The organism is Streptomyces sp. NPDC088116, assembly GCF_044741745.1.
Taxonomy (GTDB): Bacteria; Actinomycetota; Actinomycetes; order Streptomycetales; family Streptomycetaceae; genus Streptomyces.
In genome coordinates, this window is sequence record NZ_JBIUTF010000007.1 from 301,649 (window position 1) to 318,506 (window position 16,858).

A 16,858-nucleotide genomic window follows, 5' to 3' on the forward strand; every position below is an offset into this window, starting at 1 on the left:
CTGGGTCATTGGACATCAGCCCCATCGGCTACCAGAGAGCGCCATTCGGCAACGAGTTCCTGCACGCCAGCGGCTGCGCTCTTGGCGGCCGAAGAACTTGCCCGCATCTCAGCACCCTTCAGCGCTTCGTCGAGCCACTCGTCAGCTACATACAGCAGGTTCCGAACGACGCCGATGGAGGATCCGCGGTCCTGGGCGGCTGTGCGGATTCGTGCAGTGAGAAGGGTTGCCTCTGGACGGTCGTCTTCGTGGCAACGCCCCAACTCATCCTCCAGCGCGGAGATCGTGGACCACTCCACGGCGCTCGCCTGCTCAAGGAGCGAATCAAGATCGCGTGCTCGCTGAGTAGACAGCGACAAGCTGACTTCCCTGGCCCGGTCAACGGCAGACTTGATGCTGGCGAGGGTGTTCTTTCCCGGGGTACTGCGCGGTTGCCGCAGACGGATGTCGCGGAGCAGATCGTCGAGCATCGTGATCTGTCCGTCGATCAGGGCGGACCATGACACGAACGGTTTGACTGCCGGCTTGATCCATTCCGGGACGGTGCTCACTGGTGTCTCCCATGACCAGTTGGTGGCTGCCTGCTCCAGCAGAGGGACTGCCCGGGCAGCATCGATCATGCCCACGGCTCCTCTGCTGCCTTGCGAGATGCCGAACCCGGTACGGATGCGCTTAACCAGGGCGCTGCGCACAGCGAGGTGTTGGTTGAGCGCGAGGGTCCACCGCTCAGGCCTCGACATAGTGCCGGCGCCCTTCCAGCTCTCGCCGTCGTCGACCGCAGCTGCCAGCAACTCCTCGATGGTCATGCCAGGCCAGGCGCGACCTGCAAGAACTGCTCCCAGAAGGGATGCGCGCAGGCCGAGCACGAGGTCGTCATCTGTGACCTCCAAGGTGCGTTGAACTCTGGTTGCCAACGCACGGGAGTGCTCTTCGGCGACGGTAGCCAGCCTCCGGACGTCCTCCCCACGGACCTGATCCAGGCCGTACTGCGCGCGGATCAAGCTTTGGAAGAATCTACTGTTCGTCGCGCTCCGCTTGAACTGGATGGGGGCGCTGTCTGCACCGTTGATGCCTGCGACCGCGGAGCCTTCGACGCTGACGACGGTGGCATTGTTCGGCCAGCCCTTGTCCTTCACACTGGCTTGCGCCTGCATGAGCGGTGCATTCCACCGGTACCGCTGGGACACAGCGGTGGCAACGACTGTGCGGATGGTCCGAGCGTAATCCTGCTGGAGATCCTCGCCGCGGGTCACCCACTCCTCGATGTTCCGAAGGCTCCGCTGCACCGACGGTGGATAGGTCTTGTCTTCCGTCTTGGCGGTGCTCGACGACGTGCCGGATCGCCGGGAGGGCTCTGCGGCTCGTCGCGGCTGCTCAGGGAGGACCGGAGACTCGGCCGTCATGGGGCTGAGGGCGAACGCCTCCAGCACCGTGGGGTCGTCTTCAATGCCCTGAGCGGCTGCATCTTCCCAGAACTCAAGTACCCGCTTGCGTCGGTCGGCGGCAACAGGATCGCTACGCTCGACGAGTTGCTGCACGGCTGTGCTGAGGGGCTGATCGATCTCAGCGGTGGGGAATGCCTCGGAGAAGGAAACGTCCGGGAATTCTCCCTTCCGCAGCGAGCTGGCGTGCTGAATAAGGACTGGTCGTACCACGCTTCCCAGAACGGTTCGAGGAACGAACGCCCACGGCTCGGCCTTCGAAGCAGTCGAGTGGACCGCGCGGGTCAGGGCAGACCTGTTGAAGGGGTACAGACCGTAGCCGTCAGCGGATGCCCCGAACGCATCGTGGCAACGAGCGTGTAGCGGGCACTCGTCGCATGCGTTTGCCGGCTCTGCATCGCCCGCTTGCTCCAGTCGATCCTTGCCGACACGCGCGGCGTTGAGGTAGCGGCCCACGAATGCGGCGATCGCCTCTTCGCCGGTGTCTTCCTGGCTGAACGGCACGTCCAGGTCATAGGCGTAGCCAAGATTCGCGCGTACGCGTGTGAGAGCCGTTTCCGGCAAGTCACGGAAGTAACCAGTAGTTACCGCCATAAGAGTGCGGATAGGGGCCAGGCGGGTGGAGCCTTCGCGGTGGGCCGCTTCGACGATGGCGTCGAGCAGGTCCTTTTGAACGCCCTGGATGAGGGCAAAGTCTTCGATGAGAAGAATGATCTCTTTTCCCTGCCGGTGGTACTCCTCCCGCACAAGGGTCATAGCTTCTAGCAGGCGCCCCATGCCCAGGTTGAAGCTCCTGTTGATCGCAGTCTCCAAGTGCTCGTTCAGGAGGTCGATCGCGATCTCCTGAAGCTCGGCCTTGGAACTGAGGACCTGAACCCACTTCTTGGCCAGGGCTGATGCTTTGCTGACGCCGGTGATGTCCAACGGGAGATCATGAACGGTGAACTTCGGAGGGCGATCTCCTTCTCCCTTGGTACGGTCCCGCAGGAGGTAGGTGGCCAGCTGTGGAACAAACTTCTCCGGCCTGAGCATGAATTCACTGACGTGCGGATCGTCAAGGAGTGCTCCAAGTCCCTGAGAGCCGAAGAGCTGCCGAGCCGGCCCCGAAACTCCGCGCCCTGTCTCGGCGACAAGGGTTTCGTTGAGTGAATGGATAAGGCGCCGAGCAAGCACTGGTGCGTCGATGTCAGCGGCGAACTTGTCGATCTGCGCCTTCAACTGCTTCAGTTCATCGTTGTCAGCCTGGGCGATCAGGCTTTGAACTACGGCCTTCAGGCTCGTCCTGTGCTTCTCAAGGTAGATGACCTCACGAGACTCAGACTGATCGCCGACCAGATCAAGGTGCTCGCGCACCCACCGGACGAGGTGCGACTTTCCAGAACCAGACTCACCCACGATGGGCATAAGCAGAGTGCCGGTGTTGGACTCATGATTCAGGAAGTCATGAAGGACCGCCCGCTCATCGACCGGCTGCCCCTCGAGCACAAGTTGGCGGCCGTCGAGCCGCGCTCGCCGGATCCTCAGGGGAGCATGCGTGGCCCGAAAGACGGCAGGAGAAGGGGAGATGGCCTCGACGCCGATGGTGTTAGCAGCAGTCGCGGGGTCCCAACAGACCTGCCCACGGAAGTCAGGCACTTGGGACCTCCTGCATAGTGATGTCGCTTACGTAGCGCGGGCTTGAAGGCTGCTCTGGGTCGGCTACCTGGAGTACTAGAGGGGCATCGGAATCGAGTTCCAGACACAGCCACTTCTCGTCGCTTCCACGCAGCAGTGCAAAGGAGAGGGCAGCGCCGGCCACACGGTCGCCGGGGTTGTCGAGTTGAAGAGTCCGCGAGTATTCGCCGCCCGGCAGCACTGGCAAGTGCTCACGGACGCTTCGGACGGCTGCCACGGCGTTAATCTGCTGGCCAGGCTCCCACAGGCTCTGAGCGACGTACCTGACAGCGGCGGTGCAGTCTGGAGTCAATGGACTACTGCCTTCCCCGGAGAGGAGTGGGCGGGCAGCGAGCCCCAACGCGGGAGCCCAGTCTCCGAACGGCCGCCAACGCTCAGCATTGACGATGGCGGGGCCGGCCTCCGGCTTCAAAGCGTTCTGCCTGAGCTTCTGAGCTTGCTCCCAAGCCACCGGAGCCTCCATAGGGTCCAGGGTAAGAAACCAGGCCAGGGCCCGAGTGAGGTCGCGGGATTCCTTCTGCTCCTCGTTGTCTCCCAAACGACTGTTGCGTTCAGGCGCGAGCACGGCGGTGCGCAGAGCAGCGGAGAAGGCATCCCAGTCGCGGCCGTCGAGAGATGCTGCGGGTCCGACAAGCTTCAGCTCACTGGTGGAGTCGTGAACGTTAAGCAACCCGAGTTCCCGCAGCGTCTTGATGGCCTTGCTGAACATCTCCGACGCGTCGTCCTTCTCTCGGGAAGCTAGCGTGGGCGGACTCAAGAGGGCGCGTGCGCTGTTGAGCGATACAGGCTTCTTCGAGTGGGCCAGTAGACGGACGACTGCCCACATGGGGTCAGGGCGCGAAGCGTCCACGTTGATCAGGGCCATCAGAACGACTCCAACGCATTCCGGACGGGGAAGTTTTGAGGATGAAGAGCGGTGAAGAGCAGGTCGGGCCGCTCTGGATGCGGCATGCCCCGTGGGTGGATCAGGTACGTCACGTCTGGTGAACCAAGGCGTGACCTGAGCACGCTGTCGACGGATGACGGATCATCGTCCACAACCCACACGATGGGGCCGTCGTAAAAGCGCAGCAGATCTGCGTCGGTGTCACAGATGATCGGGCGGGGCGCCACATCCTCCTGGAGGGTCTCGACTAGGCGGGAGGTGATCCCTGGTCCGCCGATCACGTTCATACCGCGAAGGGCCAACATTTCCAGAAGCCGGGGCACATTAACCTGGCGTTCGGCATCGGTCCCCCACCACAAGCTGAGGCATGAAGCGGTGCCGCGCAAGGTTCCGAGGGGGTCGCGATTGGCCCTCGGCGGGGCAGCAACCAGCGGATGAGGGTCTCCCGCCAGCCTGTAAAAGCCGTTGTCTGCAGGAAGACCTGTCGATCTACAGCTAGGGCAGCCTCGGCAGTTGATACCCGACAGCAGCGGGGCTGCGCCTCGTTGTACCCGGTAGTAGGTGCTGAGTACCTCGCCGGTGCACCGATCGCCACGCAGCAACGTTCGGAGATCAGTAAGTGCGGTCCTCTGAGCAGTAATCGAGCGCTGGCGCTCAGTTTCGAAGAGAGCCTGGAAGTGTTCCTCGTCGTTGGTTTGCGTGTCCGCGATGGAGACGTCGACATGTGTGGACGCCAACTCGTAGAACTGATTGAGACGTTCCTGGAAGACAGCACGCGGTTCGCTTTCGTTCCGCTGGGGTGGTTCAGGGACATGGAGTTCGATAAGCCCTGCGCGCAGCATGAGGTTCAGGGTGCGAATGTTCCAGTCCCGGTTGGCCTCGGAGATGTCATGGACGTTGTCCGGGATCGAGTCGAGGCTGATGAGGTAGTGCCGCGGACGCGCATACGTCTTATCCCGGACGTCCCACATCCACCGCCATCTTGACCAGGCAGTGTCGGCCCTAATGATCGCCTGCCGGTTGATGCCCTCTGCGACGGGCAGGTCTCGGGGGACCGATGCCAGGTAGGCCACGGACGGGCATCCGTCCCGGCCGGTCCGTCCTACCTCTTGGTAATAGCGGTCGACGGTTTCCGGCAGACATGCGTGCACCACGCTGCGGACGTCTGGGAGGTCGAGACCCAGGCCGAAGGCTGAGGTTCCTACGACGATGTCGTATTGAGTGGGGACAGGGCCCAAGGCGGAGAGGCCGCCCCATCCTTCTACGGTTTGTCGACGCTCGTCGGGACTTGAATAGCCGGCGACATCGGCGACTCGTCTGTAGCCAGCTGTGCGTAGGCGGTTTGCCCATGCGCGGGCATCTTTCCGCTCTGTCACGTACAGAGCCAGTGGCTTCGGCAGACGGTCGACTGCACGAAGGACTGCCTCCGTGCGTTCCTCTTCTTCCGCGAAGTCGTCGATGTAGTAGCTAGGCTCGTGGCGCAGTTGGGCGCCCCAGACGATCTCAGCGGGCTTGGACCCTGCGAAGAGTTTCTCGAGCGTGGTCACTTGCTGTTCGGTCAGTGTCGCGCTCATACAGACGGTGACGGGTTCACGCCCTGCAGGGGCGGTGCTCAACCAGGTACGACGGTGGACGGACATGGTTTGGAACTCAGGTCGAAAGCCCTCGCCCCACTGCTCGACCAGATGCGCTTCGTCGACGACAAAGTACTGGAGGTGGCCTGCCTCGGCAGCGTCTTCGAGAGCGGACTTGAGGCCGGACACAAGCGATTCAGGGTTCGTAAAGATCAGCCGCTGACTGCCAGATCGGATGTCCTCGCGCAACTGCTGCTTGAGATTCTCGTCCAGGTTGCCGATGTAGGCATATCGACCAGTAGGGCTTTGCCGACCGCGGGCGCTCAGCAGCTCTTGGGCGCGGCGTTCCATGTCCAGGGCGAGCACAACTGTTGGCACGACGACCAGGGTCACGCCGCTGCGCTTACTTGAGAGGAGCGCGGGAGCCTGCACGAGTGCAGTCTTTCCGTGGCCGGTCGGCAGGCAGGCGATCACAGTGCTGCCTGGTTCTGCGAGTGCTACGGCACGTGCTGCTTGGCGCTGGCCGATCGACTTGTAGTCGGCGTAGTCCTCGCCGAGTGCCTGGATCCAGAAGGGGTCGGCTGGACAGGGCTCCAATGCAAGATGCTGTTGGAGGCTCTCTCCGAGGTGAATCTGGTGAAAGTCGTGCTGAGCGGCCTCGGTGGACTTCTGATCTGATACGTCAGGGTGCCAAGGCCGGGCTGTGACCAAGACGCGACGACCAGCTGGGAGGGCGTGGCAGTGGAGTTGTTCCCACTGAAGCCGGGTGGGCAACGGTGCGCCGAGCGGGACTTCGAGGCCAGAGTTGTTTCCGTGGGCTTGGGCTTCAAGAAGGACTTGTCGTGTCAGTGCTGCCACGTCACGCCATGAAGACCGGCGTTCCATCAGCCCTTCGATGGTGTCCTTGAGCCGTCGCAGAGTTCCGCGGTACTCCGTGTCCTCGGGCGTCGGGGGAATCAACGGCCAGGTGTCAAAAAGTTCTTGAGCCCCGGTCCAACTGTCACGCATGGCGCTGGGCTCCTTTTCCCTCGCGGACAACGCATGTAGCGGACATGAGCCGTACGTTCGGCTGCGTGAGCCCGTCGATGAGCAGACTGGCGGTGTTCACGTCGGCCAGTTGGCTCTCGGTATCGCGCAAGAGTCGTCCGGCAGCCCTGCGCGCCTCTGCCTGTGCCCGGGTCACGGCAAGTCGCCGGCGAGCTTGTTCCTGGGCTTCGGTGCAGAGCACCTCCAGGTCGGTGACGCGGAAAAGTTCGTTTCGTGCGACCTTCTCGGCAGCTTCAGCAGAATGCTGGAACTCCGACCAGCCGCCGAAGACGCCGACAAGCTCACGAACCCGCTGGTTGTTGAAGTTCCGGCACTTCCGGTTGTCGTAAGGTTTGTTGAGCCACTCGAGTGCCGTCGCGAGGGTCAACGCCTCGGCGCTCCCTGCCCGCACCCACACTCTGCGAGTGAACGGTGGAAGAAGAAGGTCAGCCTGTCGCTGCAACGCCCGGCTCACCTCTACCGGGTGGGTCATTGTCTCTGCTGCTGCAGAAATGTCGGCCTCAACAAGGAAGTCGAAGCCGAAGTAGGGTTCCGGATCCCCCGTGTGGCTGGGGTCAATGCGCTGGAAGGCAGTTGCCTGACCACGTTCGTCGATCGCGCTCAGCGAGGAGAGCATGTCGATGAAGGGGGTGCCGATGCGAAACACCCGGGTACCCGGGGAGCGCAGAGCCTTTGACCGGTTGAACGTCCCCCGCGTCATGGCTGGAGTCAGCGCGGCAGTCTGTGCCCGGTACAGGCGTGGTGGCACATGCGGCCGGGACTCCACGAGGTCGAAGATGGTTTCACCAACGATGTGATCGGAGCATCGGATGTTGATGCCGCCAGATCCTTCGCTCGTGTACTGGAAGGCAGCGCGCTGGATGTCCTTCCAGTTCACTTCCAGGTCTCTGAGGGCCTTGGCTGTGTTGTCCCGGCCATCGGCGTCAAGGTAGATGGCCTCAAGCATGTCCATCTTCTCGATCTGCTGCCGCGCTTCGAGGAGTTGAACCTTTACGCGCTGCTGCGCAGATGCGAGCCCTGCAGGGCCGTCCCGTAGCGCGTCGGTCCAGACTGCGTCGAGGCCTTCCGCGATGGCGTCCTGCAGTGTCGACGCCGACTTCGAGAAGATGTTGTAACCGTCGAGCAGCAGGTCCAGCCACGCTGTGCCGAGGGCTTCGTGCTCGGCGCTTGTGCTGAACACGTACTGGCTGGCGGCATCAGATTGCCCGACGGATTCGGTGTTGCGATAGCGGTCTACGCGTCCGATTCGTTGCTCAAGCTGGTTTGGGTTCCACGGCAGACGCACATGGACGACGGCGTCTGCGACCTGAAGGTTCAGTCCGTCTTCGGCGGTGTCGTCGACGACGAGGACCGACGTGCCCCCCGCTATGCGCCATTTTGCGACCGCGTCCTCGGAACCCTTGGCGCCGATCCGGCGGGTGTGCTCCGTAACCTGCGCGGTCCGGGACAAGCCGGTTAGCCGCGCCGCGAGTTGGTGCGCCAGTGCCCCGGGACCACAGAAGACGACGATCCGCCCACCGCGATTCAGGGTCGGGATGAGGGCGCTGATCGTCGCCTTCACCTGCTGGTGTCCTTCTGTCTCTTTGAGTTGCCTCTCAAGTTCCATGAGTGCTTGCCCCTCTGCAGGGATGAGGGCGGGGGCGGCGAGCAGGGCTTGTTCTTGTGGGCTGAGACCGGCTCGTTGTGCCGTTTGAGCGTCTCCATTTACCCGCCAGCGCAAAGTGTCGGCGAAGTCATCGAAGGGCCCGCCTGCTCGGGAGACAAGGATACTGAGGATGCTTCCGTAGGCGGTGACCTCGCCTTCGAGTCCGGCATCGAGCAAGTGGTCTGAGACGCCGGTGCGCCACTCAGCGAGGGCGGTTTCGACGGCGTCGAAGGTGGGGGGCTGGGTGAGAACTTGCGGGCGTTCCCGGCCGCGGACGGTGTAGGGCTCGCTCTCTTCGTCTTCGTCGTCTGGAAGCACCACTTGGTCGCGCCGGTGCCGGATCACCCGGCGATGCAGGCGGTACGTCTCACTGATGTGCCCTCGCAACTCCTCTACACGAAGAGAGAGATCGTCGGGTTGCACTCCGTCACGGAGGTCATCGTCCTCGGTGAGGAACTCGGTGATCTGACCCGCAAGATTCTCGAAGCCGGGGTCATGAGGGAGGAGTTGCCGGATGTCATTGAGCGTTGACCTCAGCAGGAAGGTGAAGGTGGCGTCCAGGGCGTAGACGCTGTCTGCCAATTCGGCGCGCAGCGCGTAGCGGTGCTCGAAGCTTTCGCGGTCGTCCCAGCTGTAGAGGTTGGGGTCGAGCAGGTGGAGCAGCCCAAGGTGAGTGGTGTAGCGAGAGGTCACAGGAGTCGCGGAAAGCAGTAGAAGCTTCGGGGCAGCATGTGCCAAGGCGGCCAGTTCGCGGTAGGGAGTGAGGTTCTCACCGCTCTCTTGGACCAGCATATGAGCCTCGTCCACGACGGCGAGGGCACTGTCATGGTAGGCGGACCACTTCTCCGGCGTTTCGTGCGACGTGATCACGATCTGCGCTGAAGGAAAGTCGTCGATGAAGAACTTAGCGCGGAGTTCCTTGTCCCACTGGCGCCGAAGCGGTTCGGGGGTAACGACGGTGACCTGCGCCTGCGGATCATCGAGAAGGGTCTGACGGATGATGAAGCCGGCCTCGATGGTCTTTCCGAGGCCGACCTCATCGGCGATGAGGTATCGCTGTACCGGATCGGAGAGCACCGTCATTGCCGCACGGACCTGGTGCGGAAAGATCTCGGCGGCCGAGGAAAGCAGCGCCGCCATGTTCGCGCAGGCAGCTCGTTGAGCTACGAGATTGCGCAGGAAGGGCAGCCGAGCATCGCGAAAGTACCCGGACTCGTTGCCACCGCTCGTGAGGACTTGACGGGGGTTGTGGACGGGGCGGTCCCAACGCACCCTGAGGTCGCGCTCACTCGCCAGTTCGTTCCACTTCTCGTTGGGAACCTGGATGAAATATTCGGGGAGGCGTTCTCCCGTGACTCGTCCCGTGAGCCAGTCTCCGGTGCTCGGTTGGCGCCAGTAGACCCGTGTCTCGGGGTCAAGCCGGGCGCGCCAGCAACTCTCGGCCGGCACATGCTGCGCGTGTACGACCTCCTCCGCTATTGATTCGAAGAAGTCGATGCGCAGCGTGTCGCCGTCGATAGCCCCGACCCGGCCGATGCCGGGAGCCCCCGTGAACTCGACGAGGTGTCCGACCGTGAATTCCGAAGACATCCTTCTTCTCGCCCCCACCTGCTCGTATGTCAACTCTGATGAGCCTAAACCGAGGCACTGACAACAACGTCAAAGATGCTTCATATGTATTCGTATGCGCATTCGATAATGGCCGAGGGTGCCCGACTGGACCCTCACCCCGTACCCGGCATAACGGCCCAATGTACTTGTAATTGGATCGCTGGAGTCCACAGTGGCCATGCGCTGATGCGTGACGATGGCCGAAACCAACCACACGTCTCGCGTGTCGGGGACGTCTGAACGCGGGTTCTGGATCCCTTCCAGTGCCGGGGCGACGGAGGGTCGCCGAAACCGCGATCACGAACGGCCTCACGCCGCAAGAAGGCTCGCTTGCGCAGGAGGTTGAAGTTGGCGCGGCCGGACATCTGACGCTTCAGCATTTTGAGCTTGTTGTTGTGGACTTCGACCGCACTGGAGTTGTAGCGCAGGCTGAGGCCGGCGACGACGGCTCGAGGCCCTGGCTGAGACCGCTGACGAAGCCGCGCAGGGCGGGCACGCGGTCGATCCACTGGCCTTGCCGATTGTTCATCAAATCCGTGAACATGCAGATGTGTTCGGCGGCCTGCTCCAGTTCCGACCAGCGGGCCAGGGCGGCTTGGAGCTGCTGAGCCTGGTCGCCGTTGAGGCGGTCGTGGTGCCAGGTGACCAGTTGGTCACCTCCCGCACTGAGGGATTCTTGTGGGCCGGATCGTCGTGGGGGAAGGTTTCGCGGAGCTTGCGCACGTACGCCTTGACGACGCTCTCGCCGCCTTCATATCCACGCTCGTGGAGTTCCTCGAACAGGCGGCGGGCCGTGGTGCGGCCCTCGCTCCATCGTTTGGTGCAGGTAAGGCTTGTAGGCATCGAGGATGCTTGTGCGGCCCGTCCACCGTCCGATGAGGAATTCATCCGCGGTCGGTGCGTGCGCGAAGTGGCGGACCGTGTTGTGGGCCAGGCCCAACTGCCGTGCGATGTCGCGCAGTCCGATGCCCTGGCCGATCAAGTCGTGGACGGCCGCGTGCTGATTCCGGACCGGGTCCGAGAGGCGGCCGGATTGTCGCGGCCCGGGGGCGGAGTGTCCGGTGCCAGCTCTGCCATGTGCGGGACTGCGACAGTCTGGGAACTGCCCTCCTGCGCTTGGCGCAGCAGGGGCATGGTGGCGGATGACGGTTTTCTCCACGGCCTCGGCAAAGGCGAGGGGAACGGTCGCGGCAGATCACCTCGACACCGGGGTGATCGGTCAGCCAATTCGCCACCGTCGACACCTTCCGGTCGGGCAGCAGATCCACCGGGTGCCTGGTCTCGACGTTGATCAGGACGGCGGCGTAGACATGTCCCTAGCACAGCGCGAACTCGTCCACGCCGAGCACTCTCGGCGTGTGCGCTGTCGGTTCGGGCAGGGCCTCTATGGCGCAGCAGCGTGGAGCGACTTGCCCGAACCGCGAGTACGTCCACCAGTTGGGCCCCGCCCGGCAGGCCAGCATCAGGGCCAGCTTCTGCAAAACCACCTGCAGCCCGACAGCCGTATCGGAAGGTCAGCCCGCTGACCTGCTCGGCGAAAGTCTTCTGCGGACACGCTTCCTTACCGCAGCGGAACCGACGGACCTATAAACTCGTTCACTGCCCGGCGACGCCCGAACCGCGCTGTCCGCAAGACGGCGTACATATCGGCTGTGCACGCGCGGACCTCACCCCGCAGCAGGAAAACCCGGCCCGCTCCGCCGTAGCCCGAGCCCGCACGGCCACCAACTCACCTTCCACCACTGCATTTTCAATCCGCTCGTCATCAACCTAGTGAACCCCTGGGTCCTCAAGGGAGACATCACTCACAGTCGTTCATGATCGCGGGTTTCGGTGCCCCTCTGTGGCTCTGGCACTAAAGTGATCCAGAATCACGGTCCAAGCGACGCCGAGATCGCGGCCGAACTCGACGATCATGCTCAGCATGGACGCCTCCGCGTTCATCTCGCATGGGCCTGATCTTCGAGATCCCTGGAACACCCGCCCAAGTCTGGGACGGAGTCGGGGCAGGTGCTCACCTGGATCTTCTCGATCAGCCTTGGGCGTGGGGCACCTTCCAGCCAGGGTCGTGAAGCTCGGACGACCCGTTGTTGTCAGTGTCGTCGAGCTGTACTGTCTGGGCGCCCTGTCGCCTCCATTCTGCTCAACGCAGGTCTGGGCAGGGCCCTGCCGCGCCGAGACAGGAAGAATATCGTGAACGTCCCCGCTCCAGCTGGCGTAGCCACGCTTGTCGCTTACATCGCCACCATCCCAGCCGCCAACCTGCTTGTCACTCATGTCGGAGCCGTGTCAATCGGCTTCGGCTACGCTGCACCCGCCGGCGTCTACATGGTGGGCCTGGCTCTCGTGCTCCGAGACCTTGCCCGGGAGGCAGCAGGCCGCAAGGCAATCCTCGTGGCGACAGTCGTCGGCACCGTCGTCTCCTACTTCCTGGCCGACCCGGCTCTGGCTTTCGCCTCGGCCACGGCGTTCGCCGTCGCCGAGACCATGGACTTCGCTGTCTACGAGCCGCTCCGCACGCGAGGCCTCCTCGTAGCCATGCTCGCCTCGAATGCAGTAGGCCTCCTCGCGGACAGTTTGATCTTCCTCAAGATGGCCTTCGGCTCCTTCGACTATCTGCCGGGCCAGATCCTCGGAAAGGCCTGGATGACTCTCGGCGCAGTCGCGGTCCTCGCTCTTCTGCGCCGCCGGAAGCACGCCACCGCGGAAGCCCTGACCCGGTCATAGGGCAGCAAGATCGACAACTGCGGACGGTTCGTTACCCTTTGGCCAAAAGATCATGGGGGCGTGGGCAGGTTGCAGAACAAGAAGCTGATCGTCAGCGTCGGCGCGGTGTGCGCCGCCGAACTGGCCTCGGGTGGCTGGTGGCTAGTGTCCAAGGGGGAACTCCACCAGCACCTGGGACCGTGCTCTCACCTCCACCGAGCAGACGACGATCCCCGCCGACGGCGGCCGCATCGAGGTCGCCTACCAATCCGTCGACAAAGGGATCGTCGAACATCTCGAACTACGGCGACCGCACCTACACACCCCACATCTCAGTGACGGCGTACAACGACTCCGACGACGCCGAGGACTACAACGATCACGTTCAAGGTGCTGCGTGGCGGCAAGGACGTGAAACCGCACGCTGCGGCCGTGACAGAAACCGGAGTAGAGCCGGACAGCAAGGCTCTGGCTCAGTACGAGATCACGCAGCAGAACCAGGACGCGGACGTCCGCGACTCCGAGACAGGCCAGTCAGACGTCGAGCGGGAGACGTATATCGACAGCCCCACCAGCGAGGACTTCACCGTGGAGATTCAGTTGGTGAAAGCGGAAAGCACTACGCCCTGTCTGGGCAGAACTGACCGCCGTCAGGTCAAACCTCCTGCTCGCCGCCACCGGCCTCCGACTCCTGTGGCGCTGTTGGCAGCTTCACCTTGGGCGGTGCCGCACGAGCCTGGATGTGACGCATTCTCTGCACGCGCATTCTCAATCGGATACCCGGCGTCCTGGAAGCATTCCCCCGTCTCCAGCGAAAGCATATGGCCGTCACGTCCTTGACCACCTCGTCCAGGATCGCAGTCCTGTCGGTCGGCGTATGCGGGCCAAAGGCCAGTCGCGCACCCAGGGTTCCACCCACCGGTCAGCCCCCTGCCCGCCCAGCTTGATGGGGGCGCCGGACCAGTTTGAGGAGCAGCACGTACTTGTGGGCACGCGCCAAGCGCATCGAGGCGACGAGGGAGCTCAAGGGCCCCAAGGCGAGTTGCCGGGCAAAGCCGCTTGGGGACATCAGACGGATCCACGGTGTCCAGGGCTCACTGCGGGCAGTCGGGCGTTGATCACCGCCCGGTCCCAGACCTCGTCCGTGCGGGCCCGCAGTTCAGCGAGCTGCCCTCATGTGTCCAGCACGTCCATGCGGCCGCCATCGCAGTTGGAACACGGTGCCGGGCTGGACGGCCGGGGGCCTGGGCCGTCCGGTGACACGGTCGACTTCCGCCCACGTACCCCCAGGCAGATGATCGGCGCTCCGGTTGTTGCGGAGGCCTTCGCAGAGTCCGTGCCTGTCTCCGCGAGTTCGTCCAGAACGGGCATGACCTTGGCCGGCGAAGACTGACCGAACTGCTCACCGTCAACGATGCTGTTGCTGATATGGATCACCGACAGGAAGGCGATCTGCAGGTCACGGCCCCTCCTCCGCGGATGTCACTTGCTCGTTTCCGTCCCCCCACCGTGCGAAGACGCCATCCCCAGTGCGATGTCGACGAGCATGTCCTCCTGGCCGCCGACCAGGCCTCGCTTGCCGGCTTCGAGGAGCAGGGTGCGGACGTTCACGCCGTACCTGTCGGACGCGGTCTCCGCGTGGCGCAGGAAGCTGGAGTAGACCCCGGCGTAGCCGAGCGTGAGCGTCTCGCGGTCGACACGCACGGGGCGGTCCTGGAGCGGGCGGACCAGATCGTCGGCGGCGTCCTGGAGGGCGAGCGGGTCGCAGCCGTGCTGCCAGCCCTCCAGGTCCGCGACGGCGACGAACGCCTCGATCGGGCAGTTGCCCGCCCCGGCGCCGTGCCCGGCCAGCGAGGCGTCGACGCGGGTGGCGCCCTCCTCGACCGCGGCCAGTGAGTTGGCGACCGACAGTGAGAGGTTCTCGTGCGCGTGGATGCCGATCTCGGTGCCCGGATCGAGTACGTCGCGGTAGGCGCGGACCCGCTCGCGCACCGCGTTCATCGTCAGGTGGCCGCCGGAGTCGGTCACGTACACGCACTGCGCGCCGTAGGACTCCATCAGGGCGGCCTGGCGCGCCAGGTCCGCGGGCGGCGCCATGTGGCTCATCATCAGGAACCCCGAGACGTCCATGCCGAGTTCGCGCGCCGTGCCGATGTGCTGCGCCGAGATGTCGGCCTCGGTGCAGTGTGTGGCGATCCGGACCGAGCGCACGCCGAGCCCGAACGCCCGCTTGAGGTCCTCGACGGTGCCGATGCCCGGGAGCAGGAGGGTGGTCAGCCGGGCCGTGGTCAGGCTCTGCGCCACCGCCTCGATCCACTCCGGGTCGGTGTGGCTGCCCGGCCCGTAGTTGAGGCTCGTGCCGGCGAGTCCGTCGCCGTGGGCGACTTCGATGCCGTCGACGCCCGCCGCGTCGAGCGCGGCCGCGATCCGTGCGGCCTGCTCGGGGTGGATACGGTGCCGGGTGGCGTGCATGCCGTCCCGGAGGGTGACGTCCTGGAGGAACAGCCGGGTGCTCATCGCGCCTCCTGCGGGGTTCGGGCCGCGATCAGTTCGCCGACCCGCAGGGCCGCCGAGGTCATGATGTCCAGGTTCCCGGCATAGGCCGGCAGATAGTCCCCGGCTCCCTCGACTTCGAGCAGCACGGTGACCTGGTGGGTGACCGGACGCTCGCCGACGAGCGTGCGCGTGGAGCCGTCCACGGCCGTGATCTGCACCGGCTGCTTGAGCCGATAGCCGGGAACGTAGGCGGACACGTCCGCGACCATCTGCTCGACGGCCTCCGCGATCCGTCTGCGGACCCGCGGCTCGGGGGCGTCCACCAGGCAGAACACGGTGTCGCGCATGATCAGGGCGGGTTCTGCCGGGTTGAGTACGATCACCGCCTTGCCGCGCTCGGCGCCGCCGACGGATTCGATCGCGGTCGCGGTGGTCCGCGTGAACTCGTCGATGTTGGCACGGGTGCCGGGTCCGGCCGACCGGGAGGCGATCGAGGCGACGATCTCGGCGTAGCGCACCGGAGCCGTCCGCGCGACCGCCGCCACGACGGGAATGGTGGCCTGACCGCCGCAGGTGACCATGTTGAGGTCGGCCGCGTCCATGTGTTCTTCGAGGTTGACCGCGGGGACCACGAAGGGGCCGAGCGCCGCCGGAGTCAGGTCTATCAACTGCTTGCGGTACGGGGTGAGCGCACGGGCGTTGGCCGCGTGGGCCCCGGCCGAGGTCGCGTCGAACACGATCCGGATCTCCTCGAAGCCGGGTAGCGCGATCAGGCCCTCGACGCCCGTCGCGGTCGTCGGCACGCCGAGTCGACGGGCACGCGCGAGGCCGTCCGAGGCGGGGTCGATGCCGGCCATCGCCGCGATCTCCAGGACCCGGCCGGATCGCAGCATCTTGATCATGAGGTCGGTGCCGATGTTGCCCGAGCCGATGACGGCCGCCTTCAGAGCTGGTCCGTCGTTCACGAGGCGCCTCCGGTGAAGCTCGCACGGACCTCGCCGAGGCCGCTGATCCGCAGGTGGAAACTGTCGCCGGGCCCGACCCGAACCATGGGGCCCAGCGCGCCGGACAGGATGATCTCCCCGGCCCGCAGCGGCCGGCCGTGGTCCCGCGCGGTCGTGGCCAGCCACGCGACGGCGACGAGCGGATCCCCGAGGCAGGCGGATCCCGAGCCTGTCGAGACCACTTCGTCGTCGCGCCACAGACTCATGAGGCAGCCGGGCAGGTCGAGATCACCGAGCCCGACGCGCCGGTCGCCCAGCGCGAACAGGCCCGAGGAGGCGTTGTCCGCGACCGTGTCCACGATGTCGATGTCCCAGGCGGCGATCCGGCTGTCCACGATCTCCAGTGCGGCGACGACGTACGCGGTGGCGGCGGCCACGTCGGCGGGTTCGATCACCGGAGCGGTCAGGTCGTGCGCCAGTACGAAGGCGATCTCGCCCTCGATCCTGGGTTGCAGGGTGCGTGCGATGTCGACCGGCACGTCGGCCGGGCACGCCATGGTGTCGAGGAGGACGCCGAAGTCGGGCTGATCGACGCCCAGTTGCTTCTGCACGACGGGGTTGGTGAGCCCGACCTTGCGTCCCACGATCCTGGCCCCTGCCGTCACCTGCCGCGCGGCCCAGGCGGACTGGACGACGTACGCGGCGTCCAGATCGCCCGCGGGCAGCAGGTCGCGTACCGGGGCGCAGGGGCGGCGGGCGCTGCGGGCCTCGCTGAGCCGGTTCAGCGCCTCGGCGGCGCCGGTGTCGAGTGTGGAAAGAGGGGGGACGGGCAT

General features: G+C 64.7%; 9 protein-coding genes. 1 reads left to right on the forward strand and 8 read right to left on the reverse strand.

The window, feature by feature from the left end; translation table 11 throughout:
• Positions 1–5: 5 nt before the first annotated feature.
• From dpdH to ACIOJD_RS27570, 5 genes are all read right to left on the reverse strand, one after another.
• Positions 6–3,077 carry a protein DpdH gene (gene dpdH, locus ACIOJD_RS27550; RefSeq protein ID WP_401918413.1) on the reverse strand — a complete coding sequence of 1,024 codons (3,072 nt, stop codon included), beginning with the start codon at positions 3,075–3,077 and terminating at the stop codon, positions 6–8.
• A complete protein-coding gene (gene dpdG, locus ACIOJD_RS27555) occupies positions 3,070–3,981 on the reverse strand; it encodes a protein DpdG (RefSeq protein ID WP_401918415.1) in 912 nt (303 codons plus the stop codon). Before dpdG ends, dpdH begins: the two co-directional genes overlap by 8 nt.
• Positions 3,981–6,584, reverse strand: coding sequence for a protein DpdF (gene dpdF / locus ACIOJD_RS27560; RefSeq protein WP_401918417.1), 2,604 nt, complete (start codon positions 6,582–6,584; stop codon positions 3,981–3,983). The genes dpdG and dpdF overlap by 1 nt, the downstream gene beginning before the upstream one ends.
• Complete coding sequence (gene dpdE, locus ACIOJD_RS27565; RefSeq protein WP_401918419.1) at positions 6,577–9,858, reverse strand: protein DpdE; 3,282 nt, start codon at positions 9,856–9,858, stop codon at positions 6,577–6,579. The genes dpdF and dpdE overlap by 8 nt, the downstream gene beginning before the upstream one ends.
• A gap of 1,337 nt (positions 9,859–11,195) precedes the next feature.
• On the reverse strand, positions 11,196–11,360 hold the full coding sequence (locus ACIOJD_RS27570; protein WP_401918421.1) for a hypothetical protein: 165 nt from the start codon (positions 11,358–11,360) through the stop codon (positions 11,196–11,198).
• Between the two features lie 712 nt (positions 11,361–12,072).
• Between ACIOJD_RS27570 and ACIOJD_RS27575 the strand changes: the two genes are divergently transcribed.
• Positions 12,073–12,606 carry a VUT family protein gene (locus ACIOJD_RS27575; RefSeq protein WP_401918423.1) on the forward strand — a complete coding sequence of 178 codons (534 nt, stop codon included), beginning with the start codon at positions 12,073–12,075 and terminating at the stop codon, positions 12,604–12,606.
• A 1,461-nt stretch (positions 12,607–14,067) separates the two neighbouring features.
• Here ACIOJD_RS27575 and dmpG read toward each other — a convergent pair.
• Genes dmpG through ACIOJD_RS27590 form a run of 3 tightly spaced genes read right to left on the reverse strand, consistent with a single transcriptional unit; the run spans position 14,068 to position 16,858 of the window.
• A complete protein-coding gene (dmpG, locus tag ACIOJD_RS27580; protein WP_401918425.1) occupies positions 14,068–15,102 on the reverse strand; it encodes a 4-hydroxy-2-oxovalerate aldolase in 1,035 nt (344 codons plus the stop codon).
• On the reverse strand, positions 15,099–15,983 hold the full coding sequence (locus ACIOJD_RS27585) for an acetaldehyde dehydrogenase (acetylating) (RefSeq protein ID WP_401918853.1): 885 nt from the start codon (positions 15,981–15,983) through the stop codon (positions 15,099–15,101). The genes dmpG and ACIOJD_RS27585 overlap by 4 nt, the downstream gene beginning before the upstream one ends.
• Before the next feature lie 59 nt (positions 15,984–16,042).
• Positions 16,043–16,858, reverse strand: coding sequence for a 2-keto-4-pentenoate hydratase (locus ACIOJD_RS27590; protein ID WP_401918426.1), 816 nt, complete (start codon positions 16,856–16,858; stop codon positions 16,043–16,045).